The organism is Rhodopirellula islandica, from assembly GCF_001027925.1.
In the GTDB taxonomy this organism is placed as follows: Bacteria; Planctomycetota; Planctomycetia; order Pirellulales; family Pirellulaceae; genus Rhodopirellula; species Rhodopirellula islandica.
The window spans coordinates 44,777-68,696 of sequence record NZ_LECT01000031.1 but is presented as its reverse complement, the minus strand read 5'-3'; the positions used below and the strand labels follow the sequence as shown (position 1 = coordinate 68,696).

General features: G+C 57.4%; 18 protein-coding genes. 7 read left to right on the top strand and 11 right to left on the bottom strand.

What is annotated here, in order from left to right; translation table 11 throughout:
- Positions 1–70: 70 nt before the first annotated feature.
- Positions 71–1,465, bottom strand: a complete 1,395-nt coding sequence (locus RISK_RS16525) for an alpha/beta hydrolase family protein (RefSeq protein ID WP_047815430.1) — start codon at positions 1,463–1,465, stop codon at positions 71–73.
- Between the two features lie 538 nt (positions 1,466–2,003).
- On the opposite strand from RISK_RS16525, the gene RISK_RS16520 reads away from it, so the two are divergent.
- Positions 2,004–3,338: a sulfatase-like hydrolase/transferase gene (locus RISK_RS16520; RefSeq protein WP_047815429.1), complete on the top strand. Its 1,335-nt coding sequence runs from the start codon at positions 2,004–2,006 to the stop codon at positions 3,336–3,338.
- 624 nt (positions 3,339–3,962) lie between these two features.
- On the opposite strand, the gene RISK_RS16515 is transcribed toward RISK_RS16520, so the two are convergent.
- Entirely contained in the window at positions 3,963–5,513 is a 1,551-nt protein-coding gene (locus RISK_RS16515) for an arylsulfatase (protein WP_047815428.1), read from the bottom strand.
- A 516-nt stretch (positions 5,514–6,029) separates the two neighbouring features.
- Complete coding sequence (locus tag RISK_RS16510; protein WP_047815427.1) at positions 6,030–6,368, bottom strand: hypothetical protein; 339 nt, start codon at positions 6,366–6,368, stop codon at positions 6,030–6,032.
- A gap of 303 nt (positions 6,369–6,671) precedes the next feature.
- On the opposite strand from RISK_RS16510, the gene pyrH reads away from it, so the two are divergent.
- Genes pyrH through RISK_RS16495 form a run of 3 tightly spaced genes read left to right on the top strand, consistent with a single transcriptional unit; the run spans position 6,672 to position 9,768 of the window.
- Positions 6,672–7,451, top strand: a complete 780-nt coding sequence (gene pyrH / locus RISK_RS16505) for a UMP kinase (RefSeq protein ID WP_047815426.1) — start codon at positions 6,672–6,674, stop codon at positions 7,449–7,451.
- A 43-nt stretch (positions 7,452–7,494) separates the two neighbouring features.
- Positions 7,495–8,055 (top strand): ribosome recycling factor, encoded by a 561-nt coding sequence (frr, locus tag RISK_RS16500; protein WP_047815425.1) that lies wholly within the window; start codon positions 7,495–7,497, stop codon positions 8,053–8,055.
- A 6-nt stretch (positions 8,056–8,061) separates the two neighbouring features.
- Positions 8,062–9,768 carry an MFS transporter gene (locus RISK_RS16495; RefSeq protein ID WP_047815424.1) on the top strand — a complete coding sequence of 569 codons (1,707 nt, stop codon included), beginning with the start codon at positions 8,062–8,064 and terminating at the stop codon, positions 9,766–9,768.
- Positions 9,769–9,808: 40 nt separating this feature from the next.
- On the opposite strand, the gene RISK_RS16490 is transcribed toward RISK_RS16495, so the two are convergent.
- The 6 genes from RISK_RS16490 to RISK_RS16465 form a co-directional block, all read right to left on the bottom strand.
- The gene (locus RISK_RS16490) at positions 9,809–10,048 is read right to left on the bottom strand and encodes a hypothetical protein (RefSeq protein WP_047815423.1); all 240 of its coding nucleotides are present in this window, start codon (positions 10,046–10,048) and stop codon (positions 9,809–9,811) included.
- Positions 10,049–10,139: 91 nt separating this feature from the next.
- Positions 10,140–10,958, bottom strand: coding sequence for a pyrroline-5-carboxylate reductase (gene proC, locus RISK_RS16485; protein ID WP_047815422.1), 819 nt, complete (start codon positions 10,956–10,958; stop codon positions 10,140–10,142).
- Positions 10,959–11,013: 55 nt separating this feature from the next.
- Positions 11,014–12,522: a protein kinase domain-containing protein gene (locus tag RISK_RS16480; RefSeq protein ID WP_047815421.1), complete on the bottom strand. Its 1,509-nt coding sequence runs from the start codon at positions 12,520–12,522 to the stop codon at positions 11,014–11,016.
- Positions 12,519–13,568: a leucine-rich repeat domain-containing protein gene (locus RISK_RS16475; RefSeq protein ID WP_047815583.1), complete on the bottom strand. Its 1,050-nt coding sequence runs from the start codon at positions 13,566–13,568 to the stop codon at positions 12,519–12,521. The genes RISK_RS16480 and RISK_RS16475 overlap by 4 nt, the downstream gene beginning before the upstream one ends.
- Positions 13,569–13,689: 121 nt before the next feature.
- Positions 13,690–14,274 (bottom strand): pyroglutamyl-peptidase I, encoded by a 585-nt coding sequence (locus RISK_RS16470; protein ID WP_047815420.1) that lies wholly within the window; start codon positions 14,272–14,274, stop codon positions 13,690–13,692.
- A 214-nt stretch (positions 14,275–14,488) separates the two neighbouring features.
- The gene (locus RISK_RS16465) at positions 14,489–16,450 is read right to left on the bottom strand and encodes a hypothetical protein (protein ID WP_047815419.1); all 1,962 of its coding nucleotides are present in this window, start codon (positions 16,448–16,450) and stop codon (positions 14,489–14,491) included.
- A 652-nt stretch (positions 16,451–17,102) separates the two neighbouring features.
- On the opposite strand from RISK_RS16465, the gene RISK_RS16460 reads away from it, so the two are divergent.
- On the top strand, positions 17,103–17,489 hold the full coding sequence (locus tag RISK_RS16460) for a DUF2237 family protein (protein WP_047815418.1): 387 nt from the start codon (positions 17,103–17,105) through the stop codon (positions 17,487–17,489).
- 79 nt (positions 17,490–17,568) lie between these two features.
- Here the strand turns inward: RISK_RS16460 and RISK_RS16455 are convergent, their stop codons facing one another.
- A complete protein-coding gene (locus RISK_RS16455; RefSeq protein ID WP_047815417.1) occupies positions 17,569–18,003 on the bottom strand; it encodes a secondary thiamine-phosphate synthase enzyme YjbQ in 435 nt (144 codons plus the stop codon).
- A gap of 474 nt (positions 18,004–18,477) precedes the next feature.
- Between RISK_RS16455 and RISK_RS16445 the strand changes: the two genes are divergently transcribed.
- Together RISK_RS16445 and RISK_RS16435 are read left to right on the top strand one after the other, a co-directional pair.
- Positions 18,478–18,702: a hypothetical protein gene (locus RISK_RS16445; RefSeq protein ID WP_047815582.1), complete on the top strand. Its 225-nt coding sequence runs from the start codon at positions 18,478–18,480 to the stop codon at positions 18,700–18,702.
- A gap of 342 nt (positions 18,703–19,044) precedes the next feature.
- On the top strand, positions 19,045–21,741 hold the full coding sequence (locus RISK_RS16435; RefSeq protein WP_047815414.1) for a U32 family peptidase: 2,697 nt from the start codon (positions 19,045–19,047) through the stop codon (positions 21,739–21,741).
- 118 nt (positions 21,742–21,859) lie between these two features.
- Here RISK_RS16435 and RISK_RS16430 read toward each other — a convergent pair whose 3' ends face one another.
- Positions 21,860–23,632, bottom strand: a complete 1,773-nt coding sequence (locus tag RISK_RS16430; RefSeq protein ID WP_047815413.1) for a divalent metal cation transporter — start codon at positions 23,630–23,632, stop codon at positions 21,860–21,862.
- Positions 23,633–23,920: the final 288 nt, after the last annotated feature.

Here is a 23,920-nt window from a genome sequence, read left to right as displayed (position 1 = left end):
GCCTAGGAACGAGCAGCCCAGCAGATCTCGGCCATCATCTAATCCGAAAGGTGAATCGCACCGTCCAGGATCATTGCCTCCGTTCGCCTGGGGCGGTCGTGGAGGGAGCAACCCGCGCAGGATCGTCGGTCGACTTCAGGCCGAGCGTATTCACGGCGATCACGCGATAGGAATGGTTTTCGCCTTGCCTGGCGGTCTTGTCCGTGAAACGCATCTCGGCGAGTGGTTGCAGGGGTGTGTCACTGTATTGCAGGCCTTGAAAGAGAGCTCGCCCGAAAGGGTTCCTCGCCGTCGTTGGAACGGTCGCGATTTCCTTGCCATCGCGTTCGATGATGAAGTGAGCGAGTCCGCTTTCGAAATCAACTTCGGCGTCCCAACTCAGTTCGCCGTCGGCCACTCGCAAATTGGTTGGGGAGGGCGGAGGTGTCGTGTCCTCAATCGCGGTGTCTTTCACGTACTGCATCCAAGCCATCGCGATTGCTTCGTTGGGCAACCAAATGGCATCCATCGGATCGCCCTTCCACTCTGCTGACGGGAAAGCTTCTGTCTCGAGCAACGGAGCGAGCCAAGCTTCGTTCGTGGGCATGGGTTTCAGCGGTTGGTTGATTCGTTCTGGCAACCGCGCACTCAAGCAGACGTCGAACCACGGAATGGCAAGGTAGCGCTGGTTGCCGCACTCGTGGCTGGTGAGCGGATCCACCGCGACACCGATCAGGCCGCCTTTGGCACGCAACGAGTGGAACAGTGCTTTCATCTTTGGCCAGAGACCGGAGAAGCGCCCCTCCGTCACGGTAACGCCCTCCTTCGTACCGAGATTCAACATGATCGGGACGTCGAGCGGGGTCTCGGGAACCAAGACCGTCTTGGCAGATGGCCGCTCGGGAATGGGATCCAGAATCGGCACGCCCGAACGCAGCCAAGCGGCCGCGACGCGATCCGGGTGCAGCAACGTCATTGTCCCCGCCCAGACTCCGCCGCCGCTGTGCCCCCAAAGCGTCCACGGGATCGTGTCGAGCTCCGGATGACCGGAGGCTTTGCCGAGATCCGTGAGTGACTTCTGGAAAGCGGCGTCCGATCCGTTGCGTGGATCGCACCACAGTTGGCAGTCAGCAGCCTGTGGTTGTTCGTAAGCTGGTGCCAACAACGCGCAGTCATGTTTGCTCGCGAGTGCCTCCCAATGAAGATCGAATGCGCCGGTGAGCCCTGATTTGCAGGACCCTTCGCCACAACCATGTTGATGAACGATCACGCCACGCAAAGTCGCCGCGTTCGGCGGAATCCAAACCGTGTACTTGACCGGGAAATTCAGTTCGCCCTTCTCCGACGACGCCTCGTAACGCACTCGGAAATACGGCGGTTCAACAGCGGGATAGACGTCATACGGCGACTCCTCGGCGGACGCGACTGCGGTGAAGGCGAGCAGCACAGCGATCGGTGGCAGGAGAAAGACATGGATCAATCGCATAGCGAGAGGGGCCCTTTGACGGATGAAGATTGAGTGGATTGCTCGGAAACCTGGACAAAACTGGCAACATACCATGGCGGTGCCCCCCACGCTTCTCTCCGGCGTCGCTCCAGATCTCATCGAGTCGAAAGGCTGCCAGGGGGACAGACCGGACTCTTGGTTTGCAGGCTCCGTTGAGCAGGTCAGCAGGAACGATCGAGCAGAACCATGTGAGCCGTTTGGGCGTTGGCCCCGGTTGTACGTGGGAGCAACAACGCTTACCAAAACAGTTCCAATCCCCACAGACTCCTGCCGACCTGCTTCGCAGATCCACGGGGCCGATCCATGGAAAGGAATGCGGGCTTCAAACGTCCATCTCCCGTCTCACTTCATCGATCCCCTGTTTGAGTCGTGTCGTTAAACTGCTCGCAGGTTCGCCTGTGCTTTGACTGTTCTTCATTTCCTCGTTTTGATTCGCCCCGGTATGATGCGTTCGATCTCTTGCGCCCGTCGATTCCCATGCTCTCTTTGGTGGTGGAGAGTAATTGTGCCTCTTGTGATGGCGTTTCAATGCCAGCACACCGTTCGGTCGGAAACGGCGGCGTTGATCGATGCTCGCCCGAACATCGTGATGATCTTTGCGGACGACCTCGGCTACGAAACGCTCGGTTGCTACGGTGGCCTTGACTTTCAAACGCCGCGACTGGATCGCATGGCTGCGGAAGGCCTGCGATTCACGCGTGCGTACACCAGTCCAGTTTGCACACCATCACGGGTCAGTCTGCACACGGGTCTGTATGTGATGCGGCATCGACAAACCGATGTGTTGCCGGTTCATCTGGGGACGAACAAATTGGTTGACTTTCAGAAACTGCCAACCTTTGCACAGCAGTTGAGGTCCGCGGGTTACTCCACATCTGTGACCGGCAAATGGCAGCTTGCGACGTTGGAGAAGCATCCCAATCACATCCGTGACAGTGGTTTCGATTCCTGGTGCGTCTGGCAAATCTGGAAAGACGGAGCCAAGACGGTTCGGCACTGGAACCCAACCTTAAATCACGATGGACGGGTTCGCGAAGATGTTGCCGAGCGATTTGGTCCCGACGTCTTGGTGGACTACGTCGTCGATCAAATGCGGGAAGCGACGGAAGCCAACACGCCGTTCCTGATCGTCCACAACGAAATGCTCCCGCACGATCCGATCGTCGAAACTCCTGACGACCGATCGGCGGGACGATCCGCATCGCTCGGCAACATGATCACCTACTTGGACAAACTGGCGGGGCGAGTCCTGGATGCAGCCGAGGACCTTGGCATTCGCAAAAACACCTACGTGATCTTCATGGGTGACAACGGAACCCACCAACGAGACTTTCGGAATCCGAAAGCCGGTCAACCGAACGAACGCCCGCACACACGGCACACCCAGGCAGGTCGAGTCAACGGTGGAAAGTATGAACTCAATGATGCGGGCACCCACGTTCCACTGATCGTTTGGGGCCCCGATCCAGTTCCAGTCGACTCGGTTTGCGACGATCTGGTCGACGTCGTTGATTTGTTCCCGACGTTTTGCGAGCTAGCAGGGCACAACGTCCCAGACTCCATTTCAATCGACGGTCATAGCATCGCGTCTCAGTTCCATGGCCGCGTCGGCCCCAAACGTGACTGGGTGATTCACGGCATCCGGTCAGACGTCAATGTGTTTGACGGTCGCTGGCGTTGGTCCAATCACTTGGACAAGCTGATTGACGCAAGCGAGCTTCCCAAAGAGCAACCCACCGACGCGTCATCGAATCAACCATCCGAAGCGTCCGCTGCGAACCAGCGTTTGAGCAACATCTTCCAAAACGTGTCGGACTCCTCCCCCGCTCCACCGCCCCAACACGCTGAGTAGCCTCCGGCCTCTCAAAGAGGTCGTGCAGTCTTTCAATGCTATGCCAGCAGCATCTTGCGAACCCCGCCTGACGAAGTTAGGAGGGATCGAAAAACGAGCATTCAGCGAGTTTTTCGGGGAAGGGGGAGTGCGAGCCGCTTCCCATGCCCGGCCCCCTCCCTCACGCACGCCTGAACGGCGTCGCTCGACCTCTCCCAAAACTTCGTTTTGGGAGAGGTTCTAGGCAAATCGGCAGGAGTCTTTCGGCATTTGGGCTGTTTCGGTAATCGCCGTTGCTCCCACGTATAACCGGGGCTAACGCCCAAACGGCTCACATGATGATGCCCGATCATTCCTGCTGACCTGCTTAGGACCGCCCCCGTTTGGGCTTTGTAATCTTGGTCCCGCCACAACCCAGGGCGTTGCCCTGGGCTGGCATAGGGCTGCCCCGTTGGGGCGGGACCTCCAAAAGGGGACGGACTCACAAAAGGGGACGGGGGTCAATTCACGCTTGATCGCGAATCTCACCACGACAGAATCCTTCGCTCGGCACCGATCGGCAGCTTCCTCAAGGGCACAAAAAAAGAAGCGGCGAGCCTGGCTCGCCGCTTCCTGAGAATCATTCTGTGAGCATTGGCGCTCAGATCAACGACCGCCCATGCTGCCTTCGATTTGCTTTTGAATCTTTTCCAGGTTGAAAGAACCAGGCGTTTGGCTTGGTGGGAATTCTTTCATCGTTTTCAGGAAGTTCCCTGCCAACTGCTGCATCGGAGCCAGCACGAAGACTCGCGACAAGAACCAATCGTTGTAGGTGTTGGAGTTGTGTTGTGCTTTCTCAAACGGATCGCGACGTAAGTTGAACAACAACGGAACTCGAAGTTCGACAAACGGTTCACGCCAGACTTCGAAAGCCACGCCCCGGTTTTCGAGGAAAACGGCTTTCCAATCTTCGTAGCGAATCGCAACGATCTGTCCGTCATCGTTCACATACATGAACTCTTTGCGAGGCGACTCGTCCGTCTTGCCGGTGAGGTAGTCGAGCTGATTGTGACCGTCGATGTGGTTCTTGTAAGAACGACCGTTCAGTTCCACACCTTGGAGCAGTTGTTCTTTGATGTCGGTCGAACCGCCAATGGCAGCAAACGTGGGCAACCAGTCTTCGTGGGCCAAGACCCCGTTCAGAACTGTGCCGGCTTTGAATTTCCCAGGCCAACGAATGTAACAAGGAACGCGATAGGCACCTTCCCAGTTGGAGTTCTTCTCACTGCGGAACGGAGTCGTTCCTGCATCGGGCCAGGTGTTGTAGTGAGGGCCGTTGTCAGTGGAGTACTGAACGACCGTGTTGTCAGCGATTCCGAGTTCATCCAACAGGTCGAGCAGTTCGCCAACCTGCATGTCGTGCTCGATCATGCCGTCGGTGTATTCATCGTTGCCCTTGTGACGATTCTCTTTCTTGACGTGGGTGCGGAAGTGCATGCGGGTGCCATTCCACCAGCAGAAGAAGGGCTTGCCAGCTTTGTGTTGACGGGTGATGAAATCTTTCGCCGCCGAGATGGTTTCTTCGTCGATGGTTTCCATCCGCTTCTTGGTGAGCGGTCCGGTGTCTTCGATCTTCCCATCGGCGGTGGCCTTGATCACACCACGAGGACCGAAGGCTTGACGAAAAGTTCTTCCGTCTGCCATTTTCATGTCGCCGGGATAGTCTTCGTTCTCTGGTTCCTCTTCGGCGTTGAGGTGATACAGGTTGCCGACGAACTCATCAAAACCATGTTGAGTGGGCAGGTGTTCGTCGCGGTCACCTTGGTGATTCTTGCCGAACTGGCCGGTGGAATATCCCAGGCTCTTGAGCACAGTTGCCATTGTGACGTCGGTCTTTTGCCAGCCTTCTTTGGCGCCTGGCAAACCGACCTTGGTCATTCCGCTACGGACAGGGACGCTGCCGCCGATGAACGCCGCGCGTCCGGCAGTGCAAGACTGTTGACCGTAGTAGTCCGTGAAGAAGATCCCTTCGTTGGCAACACGATCAATGTTGGGCGTTTTGTAGCCCATCATTCCTCGGTTGTAATGACTGATGTTTTCAGTCCCAATGTCGTCACCCCAGATGACGAGAATGTTGGGTTTTTCTTGTGCCTGTACCGTGAGGCTTAGCCCCAGGGTCAGCAGGCAAGCTTGAAAGAGAAGAACTCGAGGCTTCATTCGGACGGCTCCAAACCGGGAGTGTTCACCGCTGCAGAGTTGCAGGGCGGATCGAAAAGAAAAGTGGGTCTTGGTGAATCTAATTTTTGAGGTGCTATTTCAATCCGAAGGCTCACCAAAAGGATTTTACCACCGCACTGATGGGCGGGTGTGACCGCCGCAAACCGAGAGGGTCGCAATTTCGAAAGAAAACGGGGCTCACAAATTGTCAGGTCCCTGCTCGATTATCGCGTTTCGGCAAGATCGAGCATCGAAATTCGGGTTGGCCGATGGAGCCTGTTCTCGGGCGACAGAACAGATGGGCGATCCACCGGGATGAACCCGAGATGAACGACGGGACCGCAATCCTGCTGGAAGGACACTGCGGCCGGAGGAGGCGTGGAAGGGTCCCTGCGAGGAGGCTCCCCCGTTGTGCGAGAGAAGAATTTGGCGGGCGACACGGAAACGTTGGTCGCCCGCCTGCTCAATGACCGGGAGCTTGAAAACTGGCACGTCACAGAGCAGCGTTCTGTCGAGCTACGATTTGCTGTAACCCAACTGCCGCATCACGACCAGCATCTCATCGCAGGTGATGTACCGACGATGGTGGGTCATTTTGTACTTGTCGATGGCGGCTGCCAGTTCTCGGCCATCTTCGGAGAGGTCCGCGTGCGAGCTTCCGAATTGACGACGTTCGCCGGAAAACGAGCCATTCGATGATTCCCGCTTGCGACGGCGGTCTTGTCGGACCACTTGATCGGAGGAGCGAGCATTTTGGCGGTCCGGATTCGAGGTGAATGCGGATCGAGCCCGACGTGGCGGAATCACCGTCACGGGCGGCGGTTGGCTAACGTTTGTCGGTGTTGGGAGCGGCATCAATTGGGATCCTCACACGGGTAACGGGCGTGTCTTGCACACGTTTTCGAGAGACCTCTCACACCAACCCTAGGTCAAAAACCGAATCAAGGCGGCCGAAAAACGTTTTTGATCCCCATCGATGGGGGCTGTCTGTAGCAAACGTTCCTGTTGGAGAAACAAAACGGAGTGATTCGAGTCTGGTTTCGCAAACCCTTGGAAATCGTTACCGTTTTGGCAGCGGTGTCAGCTCGCAAATGGAGTGATCCGCCGCGCTGATTTCACCTTTTCTGTTTGCTTCCTCTGACACGACCTGACGCCGAGATGCCCGACATTGCCCCCTCAAGTCAACCAGACGGCGATTTACGTTATCGCCGCGTGATTTTGAAACTCAGTGGTGAAAGCCTGGCCGAATCTGGCAAACGGGGGATCAGCGAGAACGAACTCCTGGCGATCGCCCGGCAGATCAAGTCGGCTCACGAATCTGGTTGCCAAATCGCGATCGTCAACGGGGGCGGCAATATCCTCCGCGGGGCATCGTTCTCTGGCGCCAACGCTTGCGTCCAAGAAGCCACGGCTCACTACATGGGCATGCTGGCGACGGTGATCAATTCCCTGGCCCTGCAAGACGCTCTGGATTCGATCGGATTGCAAACTCGAGTCATGAGCGCCTTGCCCGTGGATCGGGTCGCCGAACAATTCATTCGACGTCGTGCCATCCGTCATCTCGAAAAAGGCCGCGTGATCATCCTTTCCGGAGGAATCGGAAGCCCCTTTGTGACGACCGACACGGCCGCCGCTCAGCGTGCTCTGGAAATCGAAGCGGATGTGATTTTGAAAGCGACTCGCGTTGACGGCGTCTACAGCGACGACCCGGAAAAGAACCCCCATGCGGTTTTGTACGAACAACTCAGCTACAACGAAGTGATCCAAAAGAAGCTGCGAGTGATGGATGCCACCGCAATTGCGTTGTGCAATGAACACCGCAAGCCGATCTTGGTGTTTAATTTCAAGCAGGACGGCAACATTGTGCGTGCCGTCCGCGGTGAATCCGTGGGAACCTGGATCGGTGACCCACAGGACACGCAAACCAACCAACGTTGAGTGCAATCAGCCTTTCCCCTCCTCAATCCCCCAGGATGACACGATGACGAGCGACGAGATATTGATGGACGCCGAAGAGCGAATGGACAAAGCCGTTTCGGTGCTGCAACACAATTTGTCGGGGATTCGCACCGGACGAGCCAATCCGGGCCTGGTCGATTCGATCAAAGTCGAAGTCTACGGTTCGCTGACGCCACTGAAACAATTGGCCAGCATCGGGACTCCCGAGCCACAACAAATCTTGATTCGCCCGTACGACGCAACCACAATCAAAGATATTGAAAAGGCACTGGTTGCCGGTGACCTGGGACTGAACCCTCAAAACGACGGCCGCGTCATTCGTTTGAATGTCCCCCCGTTGTCCGGCGAAGTCCGCAAGAAGATGGTTGCGCGAATCAAGGAGCTGTCCGAAGAAGCCAAGGTCTCGATCCGCAATATTCGTCGCGATGCGAACAAGGCTGCTGACACAGCTGAAAAAGACAAGGAAATGACGGAGGACGATCGCGACAAGACCAAGGATCAGGTGCAAGAGTTGACCAAGAAAGCAGAAAACAGTGTCAATGAATCCGCCAAAGCTCGAGAAGCGGAAGTGATGGAGGACTGATCCTCGATGACTCAATCGGTGCAATGCCCGCGATGTCTCGTGGCCGTCGCGGTCAGCGACGATGCCGGGGGGACACGCGTGGTTTGCCCGCATTGTCGAGAAACGTTCTTGGTTCCAGGGGTTTCCGCTAGCACCACCAATGATGACGACGATTGGTTGGTGCTGAGCGACCCGCCGGAGAAACCGGCGGTCAAACCGCAGGACGCGACCATCACGCCGACCAAGATCTCTCGATCGACTCCCCCCCAGCCCTCTGCGACGGGCCCGGCAACCCAGTCCAACGCGGATTCCGACGAGCCACCGACCTCCGCCGCGGAGGGAGACCTGTTTGGCATGGATCTGCCTCCGGTCGACTCCGGGCCAGAGTCAGAGGATGCGGATCCGTTTGGGTTCGACAACATCCAAGATCTTTCCGACGGATCAACTGCGGCAGGAACGACAAAGGCTGCCGATGCCTTTGATGATCCCGACGATCCATTCAACTTCGATGCGATGGAAGAATCGGTGACGTCGTCTGCAGGGGTCGCACCTGTTGCGCCTGCTTCCAAAGACTCAACCGTCGATCCGCTGTTCGAACAGGCCGCCGCGTTGGCCGCTGCTGCCAGCAAGCCGAAACCGCCATCGTCGGACAAACCGGTCGCTCACAACGTCGAATACGAAGAGCACTACCGGGTCCGATGCCCGGTCTGCGCAACGATGATGAATGTCACCGCGGCACAAGCGGGCAAGCAGGTTCGTTGCCACGATTGCCACAAGATGATCAAGGTGCCGCCGGCGCCACGAAAGAAGAAGAAGGTCGTGATCGACATGGAGCGAGCTCAATCGTTCCAGTTCAACGAATCCTCGGTGACCCAAAGTGATCGCCCTGCCGATCCCTTCCGCAAATCCGCCCAAGAACTTCTCGATCAGGCCGCCCGCACGGAAGAAGATTCGCCGGCGGCGGATTTGGATGTTCCCAAGATCTCCGATTGGGCCAAATCCGTTTTTGGGATCTTTAGCCAACTGAGCGTGACCGTTCACTGGCTGATTCTGTCCACGATCGGGTCTGCCGTCGCCGGCATTGCCATTGCCACTGGATTCGATGCAGCACTGAAGTTCTTGTTTCCTGCCGGGATCGTTTACGGGGCAATGGTCTTGGCCTGTGGATTCACCATTCTGCAATCAGTCAGCAACGACGAAGACGAGGTGTCGGATTGGCCGTTGACGCTCGAACCGCTGGAGTGGCTTGCCCCCACGTTGTTCTGCTTTGCTGCGGTGGGTCTGACGGGCGGCCCTGGATGGATGATCGGGACGTTGGCGTTTGGTCAAAACCTGGCAACCGTCTGCTTGATCATGTTGTCGGTGTTTCTGTTGTTCCCATTCGTTTTGCTGTCGATGTTGGACATGCAAAACATGTTTGTACCGTTTTCTCCTGAAGTCGGACGCAGTGTGACTCGGTGCGAGGAAGCATGGGGCGGCTTTTATCTTTCCGCCGCGTTGATCTTCTTTGCCGCGTTTCTGATTTTCGTCTCCGCCAGCCTGATGTCCCCGATCGCCGCCGCGGCGGTGTGCATCTTCACCGGCACAGCGGGAACGTTCATCTACTTCGCCATGCTGGGTCGCTTGGCCAAAGCGATTGGCCAAGCGGTCAACGACAAACCCCGCGAGAACGACATCGAGGAAGTTCGCGAGAAGGATCGCGAAAAAGATCGTGCTCGAGAGGCGGGCGGCTGAGATCAGGACGATCGGCCACATGGCTTCGAACGCATGTGGCTTAAAACGGTCGCTCGTCGGAGTCTTCACGCGGATCACCGCACCAACGGTTCAGGGCTTCCAGCACCTCATCACGCTCCGCTGAGCTCGTCCATATCGAATCTTCGACGTCCAACCGGATCTCGTAATAGCCTTCGCGTTGGCAATCTTCTTCGCCACAAAAATGTGGCAGATCTGCAACCCAAACGACTCGGTACAGAGGCAAGTGCTTGTCGTCGACTTTGACGATCGGCGAAACCATCGCGGCGTCCCTATGGAAAGTATGAAAGTGAACTCGTCGATCGAAAGCCCGGACGACTTTCGCTCTCTAAAACGCAGCGTTGACCAACCGGCTATGCCAACTCGCGACTGCGATTGGCCGACGCCTGCACGGCTTGAATCATTGCTCCACGAACTGCATTCTGTTCCAGGACGCTCATCGCGGCAATGGTTGTTCCCCCAGGGCTGCAAACGTTGTCCTTCAGAACGCCGGGGTGCTCGCCCGTCTCACGAACCATTTTCGCGGCCCCCAAAACCGTTTGCGTTGCCAATTTCAGCGCCGTGGCACGCGGCAAACCGGCTGCGACGCCGCCGTCAGCGAGTGCCTCGATGATCAGAAACACGTAGGCAGGTCCGGAGCCACTGACGCCGGTGACCGCATTCATTTGCGGTTCCGTGACCAGGGAGGCAATCCCAACGCTATTCAACATCGTTTCGATCAATTTCACATCGTCGTCGCTCACGCCCAAACTGACGCAGTACCCGCTGGCCCCTTCCCCGACCAGGCTGGGCGTGTTGGGCATCACGCGGACGACGCGATCGTGACCGACCCCTTGGGTCAATTTGTCCAGCCCGATGCCCGCGGCGATGGACACGATCAAACGCCCTGACCAATCGGCTGATTTGCCGTCCGCATTCTTGACCGCCAATACCTCGGCGATGATGTGCGGTTTGACGGCCAGCATCACCGTGCTGGCGCCCGAAACCGCTTCGACGGTGTCGGTGCTGGTTGTGCACCCGGGATACTTTGCCCCCCACCAATCGCCAGTCGCTTTGGTTTGGTGCACGACCGTCAGTTCGCTTGCTTTCAGGCATCCACTTTCGAGCATTCCGCCCACAAGAGCCCGAGCCATTTGGCCGCCGCCGATAACCGTCAATCCGGTGAGTTGCATGTCGTGGTTCAATCCATCAGTCGCGTGTTGTGAAAGAAGGGACTGAAAGGACAGCTCAAAACATTCCCGGGGTCCGCTTTTCGATGTTGGCCAGCAACTGCATCAGCGCAACTCGAAGTTGCTTGACTCGCAGTGGCAACGGTAGCAGCACGCGATTGGGACCGCGTTTGGCGCGGCTGATGATGTGTCCTTGGCGTTGATCGACGAGCAAGATCGCCGGGATTTCGGCCGTCTTTTCGTCCGTGACAAATTGGTTGTAGGCCTCCAAGGCGTCGTTGCCAAGTTCGGCTGCACCAAAGATCACACAATCTGCGGGATTCTCAATGTCATCCTCGAATCTCGCCAAAGCTCGCTTGGGATCGGCGATGATCAACACGCGATAACCACGTGCCTTCAACCGCTCGCGAACCGCGTTTTGCAAGTTGGCTTTTGATTCCACCAACATCACGACGTAGCCTTCGCCCTCGTTGGTGACCACCTGGTCATCACCGACATCGGCCGCGTTGACGGTTCCGGTGGTGTCATGGACTTTCCGTTCCGTTGGGCCCTTCTTCAGCGTTTCCAGGACGCGTTCGACTTCAATCCGCATCGCCGCAGCGGATTGAATGCGTTTCTCAGGATCATACGCCAGAATTTTCATCAACAGTTGACTGACGATCCCGGGGCAATCGGGAACGTGTTCCGAGATCGGTTTGATTTCTTGAAATCGCGACACGTTTAGCCGCGCCAAACGGTCACGGGTTTCGGTCAGTGCCGGCTCGCCCGCGATCATGTGATACAGCATGTTGCCGGTGAAGAAGACGTCACTGCGTGGGTCGTCCTTGCGAACGTTGGTGCCGCGTTCCAACGCGGCGTAATCAATCGCGCGAGCGTTGGGGCAATCCGCGACTTGTTCGGGGTTGTTGCGATCGGCCAACGCGGCCAAGCCGAAGTCGACCAGCTTCGCCGTCCCGGCCGATGAAATCAGCACGTTGGACAGCTTCAAGTCACGGTGAGAAATCCCAAGCCCGGCCGCGTGTGCCAGACCGGCCGAGATCTCCATCGTGAGTTTCAACGCAAGTTCAACCGGCAGCTGCTTGCGAATTCTCACCAGCTCGCGAAGCGTTTGCCCCTCGACAAACTCCATCACCAAGAACGGATTCCTCACGTCCGGAACGACATCCAAGATTCGAACAATGTTGGGGTGTTTGAGCTTCAGCCCCATCCGACCTTCGCGAAGGAATTGTTCCATTTCCTTCGGTTCATCACGGAACCGTTTGCGAAGCACTTTGACCGCGAAGACTTCTTCGCCCTTCTGAGCTCGGTACACCCGTGCGAACGTACCAGCACCGATCAGGTACTGGACGATGTAATCGCCATAGAAGTAACCACCCTTGTCGCCTCGGGTCAGCTTCTCGCATTGCAAGGTGGTCAGAATTCCGTGTCGCTGCAGCAGCTCAATCACATCGCTGAGCCCACGTTCTTCCGAACCGAGGTCCGCTAGCGCGCGGTCGACTGAACGGCGGTCAGCAATCCCAACAGCCAACGCTCGCTGAATGAATTCTTCGGGAGTCGGAGCACTCATGGATTCGACTTTGCTCCCGGCTGCTTCCGCTCATACTCGTGCAGACGCACACCGAGACTTCGCAGGCCAGCAAGGTCTTCGGACCAATCGGCGTGATTCAACTGCGTGGGGGAAAAGTAAACGTTCAAGTAAGGAGCGAAACGTCGGTCACCCTCCAGGTCCGCACGACACATTTCGACCAGAGGTTTCAGGTTGGCAATCGGATTGCCAGGAACGATCAGCATGTCGAGGTCATGGAGCGCCGTCAGTGGTTGAAGGGACGTGATTTGGTTGTCCGAAATTTCGAGCGTGGTCAACCAACCAAGCTTCGAAATGGGATTCAAGCTGGTCAGTTGATTCCCGGCCACATCCAGCGACCAAATCTTGGTCAGACCTGCCAAAGGATCCAGGCTGGTCAATTGATTGTCGGCCAAATACAGAGTCCGCAAATTGGACATCTTCGTCAGCGGATCCAAGCTGGTCAGTTGGTTGGCCGAAACATCGAGCAACTGCATCGCAGTCAGTTCAGCGACCGGATCGAGGCTGCTGATTTTGTTGCTCGCCAAGGTGACGGATTGCAAGCGTTTGAGCCCGGAGATCGGAGTCAAGTCTTCGATTTCATTGTTCGCCAAATCGATCAACATCAATGACTTGCAGTGCTGCAAACCCTCCAGTGAGGCGATGCCTTTGCCGCTGCCCACCACTCGCGAGATTTTGGCAACGTCTTCGGCCGTGATCGGTTCGTCGTTGTGGCGTTTGGCGAACACCTCCGCACGGACGGACGTTTCGAGAGCCTTGTCGGGAAAGATCGATTGGACGACGGGTTTTTCATCCGCCTTCTGGGGCACTTCTTTCTCGGTGACTTCCTTCGTTTCAGCCACTTTTTTCGGTGCCGGTTTGTCAGCCTTGGCGGGAGGCTTCACCTCGGCGGCTGTTTCGGTCGCCGCGGGCTTGTCCTTCGAGTCAGCCGTCTTTTCATCATCGGCGGACACGGGGGCGACCGAGGCCAAGGCAAGGCAGCAGAGCGACACGAACCGCAAGAAAGACGATTTTCGCGAACTGATCATGGTGATGGTGCAGAACGGTGATGGAAGAAGGAGGGCAGCAAAGACACCCATCATAGTCGCTGACCCCCGCAATCGTCATCGCCCGCTTTGGCCCGATCAGCCGTTCCGGACCGGATTCTGGTCAGTTGGTCGATGCAACCAGACTTTGAATCAGAATCGCGAGCGCGGCGCTGGTCATCGGCACACTCATGCTGGGCGAATCCGAATTTTCACGTGCGACCTGGGAAGGGGCCAGGGGCACGTGCACGAACAGAGACTGGGTCTGCAGCCCGAATGCTGCTGAATAATGGTGACTCAGGTACAACGCCGCATTGCACAAATATGTACCCGCGTGATGCGACACCGCGGCAGGAATGCCCGCATCTCGGATCTTTTGAGCGGATGCTGGCAGCGGCAAACCAGATCGGTAGGCCGCAGGAGCGTCGGGCAGGATTTCGGTGCCATCTGTGCGGAGATTCAGCCCCACGTTTTCCAATCGCATTTGGGTTGATCCTGGAGCCTGACCGCAATGAATCGCCAGATCGTAACCCGCCTGCAAGTCAGCTCTTAGCCGCTCGCTCATGGTCAGCAAGTTCACGGGATATCGCCGTGTGACCAGCTCCACGGGGCCGTCGTACCAATGCGTCAGCTCCATCAGACTCATCCAGCTCGAGTTGTCCGGCCAGCGGTCGTAGGGCTCGAAAGCCGTCAAGAGAACCTTGGTCACGTGTTGGGTCGTCCGGCGGGAATGCGAGAGAAGCGAGTGGGATTCCTGGGCCGAATCCCGGGCGAAAAAGCTGAAAAGGGCCCCGCCAGTATACTTCGCTCTTTTTCACACCGAAGTCAGAAACGCGAAAACGCCCCCGAATCAAGCGATTCGAGGGCGTCAAGCGGTTCACAAAAACTGGAGTCATCCGGCCACCGGACATGGCCGACGACAACTACCAGTTGAAGTTGGCTCCAACATAGGCTCCGTGAAGCAACAGGCTGCTGTCGGCGTGCAGGGCACTGGCCGAGGCGACCGAGCTGTAATCACGCGAGTAGTTGTCGGCGATTGCCAAACCGGAGGCTCCCAGGACACGGTAACCACCACGGACCGTCCAGGCGTTGCTGACGCGAACACCAAGGCCCAGATCAATTTCGCCGAGAGTCGACAACACGGTGTCGGAGGTCTCGTAGTTGATCATTTCGCCGGGCATTGCAGCCAACTCAGCGGCGGTGTCTTGGGTTCCCAAACGATGACGGAACTCAGCTTGGTTTCCGTAGACACCGAACTTGCCACCCAGGTTCAAGTTGACGCGGCTGCCCAAGCAGTAGATCAGTTGGCTGCCGAACTGGTAGCCGAACAGATCGTTCTCAGTCGAAGTCGTGTCGTAGATGTCGTTCATCGTGTAGCCGGCTCGTCCGTCAACATCGAAGGCGTAATCGACGCTGTCTTTGAACTGGAACCAACGAAGTCCGTGACTGGTCACGACCTGGACTTTGCCGTTGCAAGGACGCACCAAGGGGCCACCGGCTCCACCGTACCCGTGCATCGGGCCGCACTGTTGCGGTGGGCAAGCGCCGGTGTTGCAGCTGCCGTAGCCACCGTAGTTGGCTCCGCCGTAGCCGCCGACTCCACCGTAGCCACCCAAGCCCATGAAGCTCTTCAGTTTGTGGCCCATGCCCATGCCGGTTCCGCACGAAGCGGCCGAAGCACGTTGAGCACCCATCAGACCAAAGCTGAACAGGTTGACTTCCAGGCCTTGAACGTCGACGTCACGACGAGCACGAAACTGAGTCGCTTCAGCATGCGAGCTGCCTGGCATCGCGACCGAATCAGCATTGGCGTCACCGCCATCCAGTGCACTCTGCCCCGCACGACCATCGATGATGTCATAAACGGTGTAGGCGGCACCACCATTCAAGGCATTGTAGCCTCCACCATTGTCGAAGTTGTACGCCATCTGGGCACCGTTGTACTGAGGCATGCCCGAGGCACGCAGAGCACCACCGCCACCGCCAGCTCCGGTAGAATCTTCCGGCGTGTAGACCGGCGAGTTGTACATCTCGGAATCAGGATCCCAATTGAAGTACGTCATCCCCAGACCGTACTGGCCACATCCCAAGTAGCGACCGAAGCTGAGGCTGTACCCGAGCGAGCTATCTGGCTCGATCGATCCGATGCCCATCAAAGGCAAGTACGGTCGCGTTGGATCAACGGCGTCGTAACGCGACACGATGTTGCGATCTTTGCCGTTCGTGTCCATGTTGAAGAACAACAGGTCAAACGAACCGAACCATGGGAACAACGGCCCACGAGCGGGAGCTGCCGATGGCATGCCACAGGATTGTGCTGCGTAGGAGGCACCTTCCCATGGTTGCGAAGCCGCTTGCATGTAAGGACTCGGTTGAGCACAGGTTTGGCAGTCGCCGGCAGGACCACTGTTGTACTGCGTGGGTGCACCGTAGTGCTCGACGGGTGCCGACGAATGCTGATGCTGCACGCTCGCCGAAGGGGCAGGCGACGAGTACGTCGGAGCGGGCTGAGCAGGCGCGGTGTGCTGCTGCATCGGGGCGGCCAATTGCTCGCCGTACGAAGGAGCTGGCGTGGGGATGGATTCAGGCGATGGCATCTGGTTGTCATATCCACCCGACGAGGCGGGCTGGAACAACTGGGGGCCGTTGCTTTGGTTGCCGAAGTTGTTCCACTTCGCAGGCGCTTGGTAGCCGCCCGAGTTGGGTGCCTGGTAGTTTCCGCCACCAAACGTTTGAACCGCTTGTGTCTGTGGAACACCCAGTTGGCTGGTTGGACCAGCGTAGGGTTGTCCGCCGTATTGACCAGGCCCGTATTGTGCCGAGGCGATCGTGCAAACACCCATGGAAAGGGTGGCTGCGACAGCTCGCAAGACGTTGAATTTCATCGCTGACTCCTTCTGCGTGCGCTAATGTGCTTCATTGCAACTGCCCTAGCCGAAATCGAGTCATCCACAGAGGCGACCGACCAAGATCGAAATGACAGTCAAGTAGGACCAGTAGCGGCCGGCCCAAGTAGCTGGGAGGCAGTTACGGAATGTCATGTCGATCTCAATCAGTGGGACGAACAATGCCGCCCAACACCCCAGCCGAATGTTCAATACGGTGGACCTGAATTGAGAGAAGTTGGTTGACCAGACCGATCCCTCGGTTTGGCTTTCCTTCCGCAAGTCGAATCGACCGAGGTGGACTCCTTTCCACGTATCAATCCCTCAAATGGTGGCCAACTCGTTCCGGAATCTGCGAAGAATGGGATCGACTGTTAGGAGCGTTTCAATCGGAACCCCTTGCCAATCCGGACCACCTTGTCTGAACCGACCCTCTGCCTCTGATCAAATCCCCCAACCGCTAAAGTCTCTCAAATTGGCTGCGACTGGGAAAACGGGGAGTTCAACCAGGTTGCCCGCGTGTTTGTAGACTGAATCGGGTCGACCGACCCTTGCTTGATTGCTGAATCAGGGGCACGATTGCGTCAGGACGCAACACTTGGCTGTCGTTCCGGACGCTCTCGTTCCCACTCACTAACGACGGACCCGCGACATGGCTTCACCCAACCCTTCCGGCGCGAAAAATGTCTTGGGGACCGAATTGCAAACCTGCAACACGGATCCGATGACCGGATTTTATCGAGACGGATGCTGCAACACGGGTGGCCAAGACGTCGGACTGCACGTGGTTTGTGCGGAGATGACCGCTGACTTCCTCCAATTCAGTCGCTCGCGGGGGAATGACCTCAGCACTCCGATACCGGTGTATGAGTTCCCTGGCCTGCAGCCCGGCGATCGCTGGTGCCTGTGCGCCGCTCGCTGGAAAGAAGCCTTCGACGCTGGCATGGCCCCCAAGGTCCACCTGGAGGCGACACACATTTCCGCCCTGGAATTCGCTTCCCTGGAAGAATTGCAACGATTCGCGACGGAATCTCACTGATTCGTCCCAGTCAATCGTCGCTGTCAAACCCGCAAGGCAATCGCGGCGATCCAACACCGACGTCCCAGGAAGCCCGGACTCAGGTGCCCGCCCGCTTCCCTTGCAATGTCAGGACGAGATGACGCGAGGAAGCTTGGTCGCGGTGTTCGCACAGATAGATGCCCTGCCAAGTTCCGACATTCAGCCGCCCATTTTTGAGGGGGACGCTGACGCTGCTACCCATCATCGAGGCTTTCACGTGCGCGGGCATGTCATCGGGCCCTTCCAGGGTGTGAACGTACGGCAGCGATTCAGGCACCGCGTGATTCATCGCAGTTTCAAAGTCGACTCGAACGTCTGGATCCGCATTTTCATTGATCGTCAGCGAAGCGCTGGTGTGCTGAATGAACACGTGCAGCAGCCCCACCTCGATTTCCCCCAGCTCCGGAATTGCTTCCACAATGCGGCGAGTGACCAAGTGAAACCCGCGTCGCGCGGCCGGCAATGTCAATTCCCGTTGGATCCAGTACGACATTTAGGAAGGTACCGAGGGTTCGAGGAGAAATTTTTCAGAAGTTTTTTTCTAGCCCGATCGAGTGGTGACGTTTATACGGTTCCTGCGTCGAAGGGCTCCCAGTCCCAAAATTCTGACGGAGAAGGCCGTTGCCTGACAACCCTGTCAAGAGCCTCCTGACGACCTTCACCGAGAAACTAGGTTGGGCATCTCCCCCTTGACGGCTTTCAGAATCCTTCAACTGCAAGTCAATGGATTCTTGATCGGCAAACTCACCGTGTTTGACATGATCGTGAGTGACCGTTGTGGGTGACGCCGGAATGGCAGGGAAGAGCAAGGCCCCTCCAGAATTTTCTTGACCAACGCCCACAAACACGAATAATCCCTCCGTGTGAAATGCTTTCGACGAATGGACTTGGTTGAAGGCGAATGTTTGAAAGCTGTGTCGTGGACGCTCGGATCGCTCCCGACCCTTGGAAGAAAAATCGGAATAGTATGACTCATTGCAAAAACGTTTTCGAAGCAATCTTGCGTTACGGCCACGATGAAGACTTCGTGCCCAACGAAGACGAAATGTTCTCCTCGACGGATGCACCTGCTGGCAGTCAAGAGAAAATCGAAGTGCTTCGTCGTCGTGTCGAACTGGGGCAACCCCTTTGGCACACGACCGACCGCGTTGACTACAGCGGTTTGACAGGCGCCATCCGCCCTCGCGAATAGTTCGATCGATCGAAGTGCCCGCCTCCCACTTTGGAGGCAGAACGCACCCATCGAATCCCACAACGAACGACCCAGAAAGCCCCGGTCTCCCGCGACCGGGGCTTTTTCTATTCCCCCGGGAGCATCTTCAAACGGCCGCTGCTTCCCCAAACTGCCATCCTCTGCTCGACCCAAACGCGTCCCAAGAACGCTCGGCTCAAGAACGAGTTTGCGAGTGCAGCCCGCCCTCGGGCCGACGTGATGGTCGTGGTTCCCTCCGCTTTGAATGCCCAGCCCACGCCAACTTGGCGGGCTTCCATGTTTCCGTTCTGAAACAGGGTGTCGTCGGTTACAATCTCACAAATGCTCGATTCCCCTTTGTCATCCAACGTCTCCGCTCCTGAATTGCTCGCCCCCGCCGGCAATTGGGACTGTGTCCACGCCGCCATCGAAAACGGAGCCGACGCCGTCTACTTCGGTCTCGATCGCGGTTTCAACGCCCGGCACCGTGCGGCCAATTTTGGTGTCAACGACCTTTCCTCGTTGATGGGCCAGCTGCATCTCCGCGGTGTTCGCGGTTATGTGACGCTCAACACGTTGGTTTTTCCCGACGAACTGAACGATTTGGTCGAAGTGGTCGACGCGATCGCCAGTGCCGGGGTCGATGCGGTCCTCGTGCAAGACTTCGGTGTCGCGAGAATTGTCCGCGCCGTCTGTCCTGAACTGGAGATTCACGCTTCCACGCAAATGAGCCTGACCAGCTCAGAAACCATCGAAGCCGCCCGATCACTGGATCTGTCCCGTGTCGTCGTCGCTCGCGAATTGTCGATCGGCGAAATCAAGCAGATTCGGTCGAAGACCGACATGCCGATCGAGGCCTTCATTCATGGGGCACTTTGTGTCGCCTACAGCGGCCAGTGCTTGACCAGCGAATCGCTTGGCGGACGCAGCGCCAACCGCGGCCAGTGCGCGCAGGCCTGTCGATTGCCGTACGACTTGGTTTGCGATGGGATCGATCAGGAACTGGGCGACGTTCGCTACTTGCTCAGCCCTCAAGATTTGGCGGGTTACGCCGCAATCCCTGACATGATCCACGCGGGCGTCAACAGTTTGAAAATTGAAGGCCGGCTGAAGACCCCCGAATACGTCGCCAACATCACCGGCCACTACCGTCGCGCGATCGATCAAGCCATCTCAGAAGGCGTTGTGAACCTCGGCGAGGACGCTCAACACGAAATGGAGCTGTCGTTCTCTCGCGGCTTCACCCCCGGATGGCTCGAAGGCAACGATCACAAACGCTTGGTCCCCGGAATCCGCTCGGCCAAACAAGGCATTGTGCTGGGCGAAGTCCTAGCCATTGGACGAGATTCGATCTTGGTGGAGATTCAAGCGGGAATCGCCCTGGGCGATGGACTGGCGATGGAATCCGCCGTGGATCCCAACAGCACGAAGGCCTTCGACAGCGGCTTCGCCGACAATCACCAAGGCGGGCGAATCTATTCACTGCGTTTGGACGATGAATCGAAGTCCGATCCGCGCCGACCAGACGACTCACAGAATGCCCCGAAATCCGCACAAAGTCCGTGGGAACAAGCCCGCCAGCGGAAACAATCCGAATCGCAAGCAGGCACCGACAAACTCTCCAAGGTCCAAGCCAATCAAACCGTTTGGATTGGATTCGGACGAGGCGAACTCGACTTTTCACGCATCGAGATTGGGGCGACGGTCTTCAAAAACGATGACCCTCAACTGAACAAGCGATTGGCAGCCACGTTTGGTGGCAAGCCACGGCGCACACGTCCGATCCATCTGCATGTCGTGGCCCATGTGGGTCGCCCGGTCGAAGTCACCGCGACCCTGGGCAGCGGCGAACACGCCACGACCGAAAACATCGTCGGCGAAGACGACCTGGCCGTCGCGAACAAACATGCGATCACCGAGGAAGTCTTGGCAGACAAACTGGGCCGGCTTGGCGGTACGCCCTTTCACCTGGCACGTCTGACCAGCGATCTGAGCGGTGGCCCCATGGTGCCACTCGGCGTTCTCAACCAGCTCCGCCGAGAATTGGTTGAAAAGCTTGAAGATCAATTTCACGCAGCACCTCGCCGGACCGTTCGCTTGTCGGCCGGACGCGCACTGGTGACTCCAATCAAGAACGAAACGCCCGTTTCAGACGACCAGCCAACTGTTCCTCAGGCACCGCCGCAGTTGTCGGTGCTCTGCCGAACACTGGATCAAGTCCGAGGCGCGATCGCAGCGTCCGCAGAACGGATCTACGCTGACTTCCACGATCCACGCGAGCACAAAGCTGCCATTGCTCTGGGAGCCGAACACAACGCGTCGATTTGGATCGCGTCGCTTCGGATCCAAAAGCCCGGCGAAATGGGACTTCTCAAGCAAGTGGTCAAACAGGGCCCGGCAGGGTTGCTGGCTCGAAACTTGGCCGCGGTTCGATTGGGCGTCGAGGCAGGCCTGCCAACCATCGCTGACTTTTCACTCAACGTTGCCAACCATCGCTCAGCAGAATGGCTGATCGACCAAGGCGTCCAGCGAGTCACAGCCTCTTACGATTTGAACGCCGACCAACTCGATCAATTGGTCAGTTCGATGCCTGCGGATTGGTTGGAATTGGTGCTGCACCAACACATGCCGATGTTCCACATGGAGCACTGTGTGTTCTGCAGCGTGCTGTCGCCAGGAACAAACAAGACCAACTGTGGGCGTCCCTGTGATCGGCACGTGGTTGAACTGCGTGACCGCGTCGGCAAACTGCACGTCCTCCAAGCCGACATTGCGTGCCGGAACACGCTGTTCAATGCGACGCCTCAGAGCGGTGCCGAGATTGTTAGCAACATGGTCGCCTGTGGCGTTGGATCGTTCCGAGTCGAACTGCTCAGCGAAAACGCGCAAGAAGCCGAATCGATCCTGCGTCTGTACCGGCAATTGCTGCTCGGCGAGATCGCTGGACAAGAGGTTTGGCGATCACTGTCCGCCGAAAATCGCGTCGGTGTGACGCGTGGAACGCTCGAAGCCAAACGCAACCCACTGGCGATTCTGTAACTGCCAACTCATCGGCACTGGATCACGCAAGCACCTCTGACCGCGCCCTCGGGAACACCTGCTGTGTTCATCGGACGCGGCCTAGAAATCACGTGATCATGGAACGTGCGCGTTCCGATCAAGCAGCTTGCGTTGACTTCTTTTTCAACACAAATCCCAACACCACCGCAATCGCGTACGCCACCCAGATGGCAGCGACAATCCGGAAGGACAAGGGATCCTCCGCCATGTACTTTTCGTACACGGCAACGCCAGCCGCAGCGGTCGCTCCGATCACAGCCAATCCCATGAACACGTTCCAAGTCAAACGATGCCCGCCGGTGGGGCGATCATCACCCAAAATCTCGCGGCTGTTCATCATCAGGAAGAACGTGAAATACGCGATCGGCAACAACATCACCGCGAAGGTGCTGGCCAGAATCGCGAGCCAGAACTTCTTGTCCGGGTCCGTCCAAAGCTCCACCCAACTCGCACCCGAGGCACCTGCGATCAACACGCCGATGATGAAAATCGTTTGGCTGTTCGGACGTCCAAACATTTCGCGAATCGCGTAGCCGTTGATCAACATCAGAATGATAATCGTGGAGAAACCCATTCCGAAAACGCCCAAACCGAAGATCAATTTGGCGGATTCGTCCCCCAACAACGGTGCGAGTGTCTGGGAAAGCTCGAAGGCGTTGCGTTTGACCAAGGCCGCAGCCAATCGCTTTTCTTCTTCCGGAAGTTCCGCGACCATTTGCAGTTTGGCGACTTCAGCCGTCGCTGCTGCTTCCGCCCCCAGACCCGCGTCGACGCGAGCGATCAAATCGCCCTTCACCTTTTCGTACAGCGGCGACTGCTGCATCACCTGCAGGTCAGTCGATGCCAATTGATCGTCAATTTTATTGTGAAACGACGACGCCGAAGCGATCACGACGCAGCTGGTCACCAAGACAAAGGGAATCGCCATGCCGGTCGAAAGGTCAAACCGAGCCAGTCCACGGAAGGTCTTGTCCCAACCACGCGCCAGCATGGAATAAGGCAACAGGAAGGTCATGTTGATCCCGACGGCGGTCGCAATGGCTGAGATCATCACGCTTCGCTGAGTGCCCATCAGACGATGCGTCCAAAACGAGCTGCCTTCGGGAGAAAGGTTCGCGACCGTTTCACGGAGGTCACCAGCCGGGCGAACAAACTGAGTCAGGTCAGGAACCAGACCCGCGAAAATGCTGGCAAAATCGAGTTGGCCCTTTGCCAACAGCAAGATCGCGACGCCGAAGAAGCAGATCACGACCATCCCGATCAACGTCTTCAGGAAGATGTCAAAAATCTTCGCGGCCCGGCCCTGCTTGGTGTTCAGCAGCACGATGAAACCCGCGGCAAAGAACAGAACCATGGTCACGATCCAGCGAGCCGAACGCGAATCGCCCAGCCCCTCGCCTCCACCGAGCGTCAACAGATTCTTGTCGAGCGCGTCGTAGCAAAGACTGAACTGGGGCATGCAAAAGATCATGTTCGCCAGCACGGTCGCGATGATCCATCCCCAACCAAGTGCCGGGTTGATCTCGTTGTTGATCGCTTCAAACGGTCGACGACCAGTCGAAAGCGTCACGTAACTGATCGCCGACAGCATCACCACGCCCAAGATGATTGCGACGAGTTGCAGCCACAACATGCTGGTCCCACCCATCACTCCCAGGAACAATGACCCTGCGAGCGATCCACCACCGAGCGTGATGGCAGATTGCAACCACCCGGGGCCCGAGAGCTTGATGTAGGTGCCCAGCGTTTTGCCTTCCGCTTGGGCTTTTTGCAGCATCGCACGATCGGCGAGGACTTTGTCGCTGATCACAGCATCGCCACCGGTCAGAGGGTTGGCTTCGGTGTGGGAGGTGGGGTTCGATTCAGACATGCGCGGTCACGAGGCGGGCGGGAGGTAGGAAACTGGCAAGATAATACCAGCGATGAATCACGCGTCGTTACCCCCTAGCGGCACAGAATCAGTCATACTGGCAAAGAACCATAGAAGTTGAGATCAGGTCCTGACGGTTTCGGGCAAAGAATCGGCCATACGAAGCCTCCGCGGCGGTCTCACTTCGCAATCGGAACACCAACCTGACTTCTGGTTTCGCGAGTCCACTTCGCATTGCCATTGCCGCTTTGAAGCCGCGGTCCCGCCTGACAATCCGCCTTCCCCGAC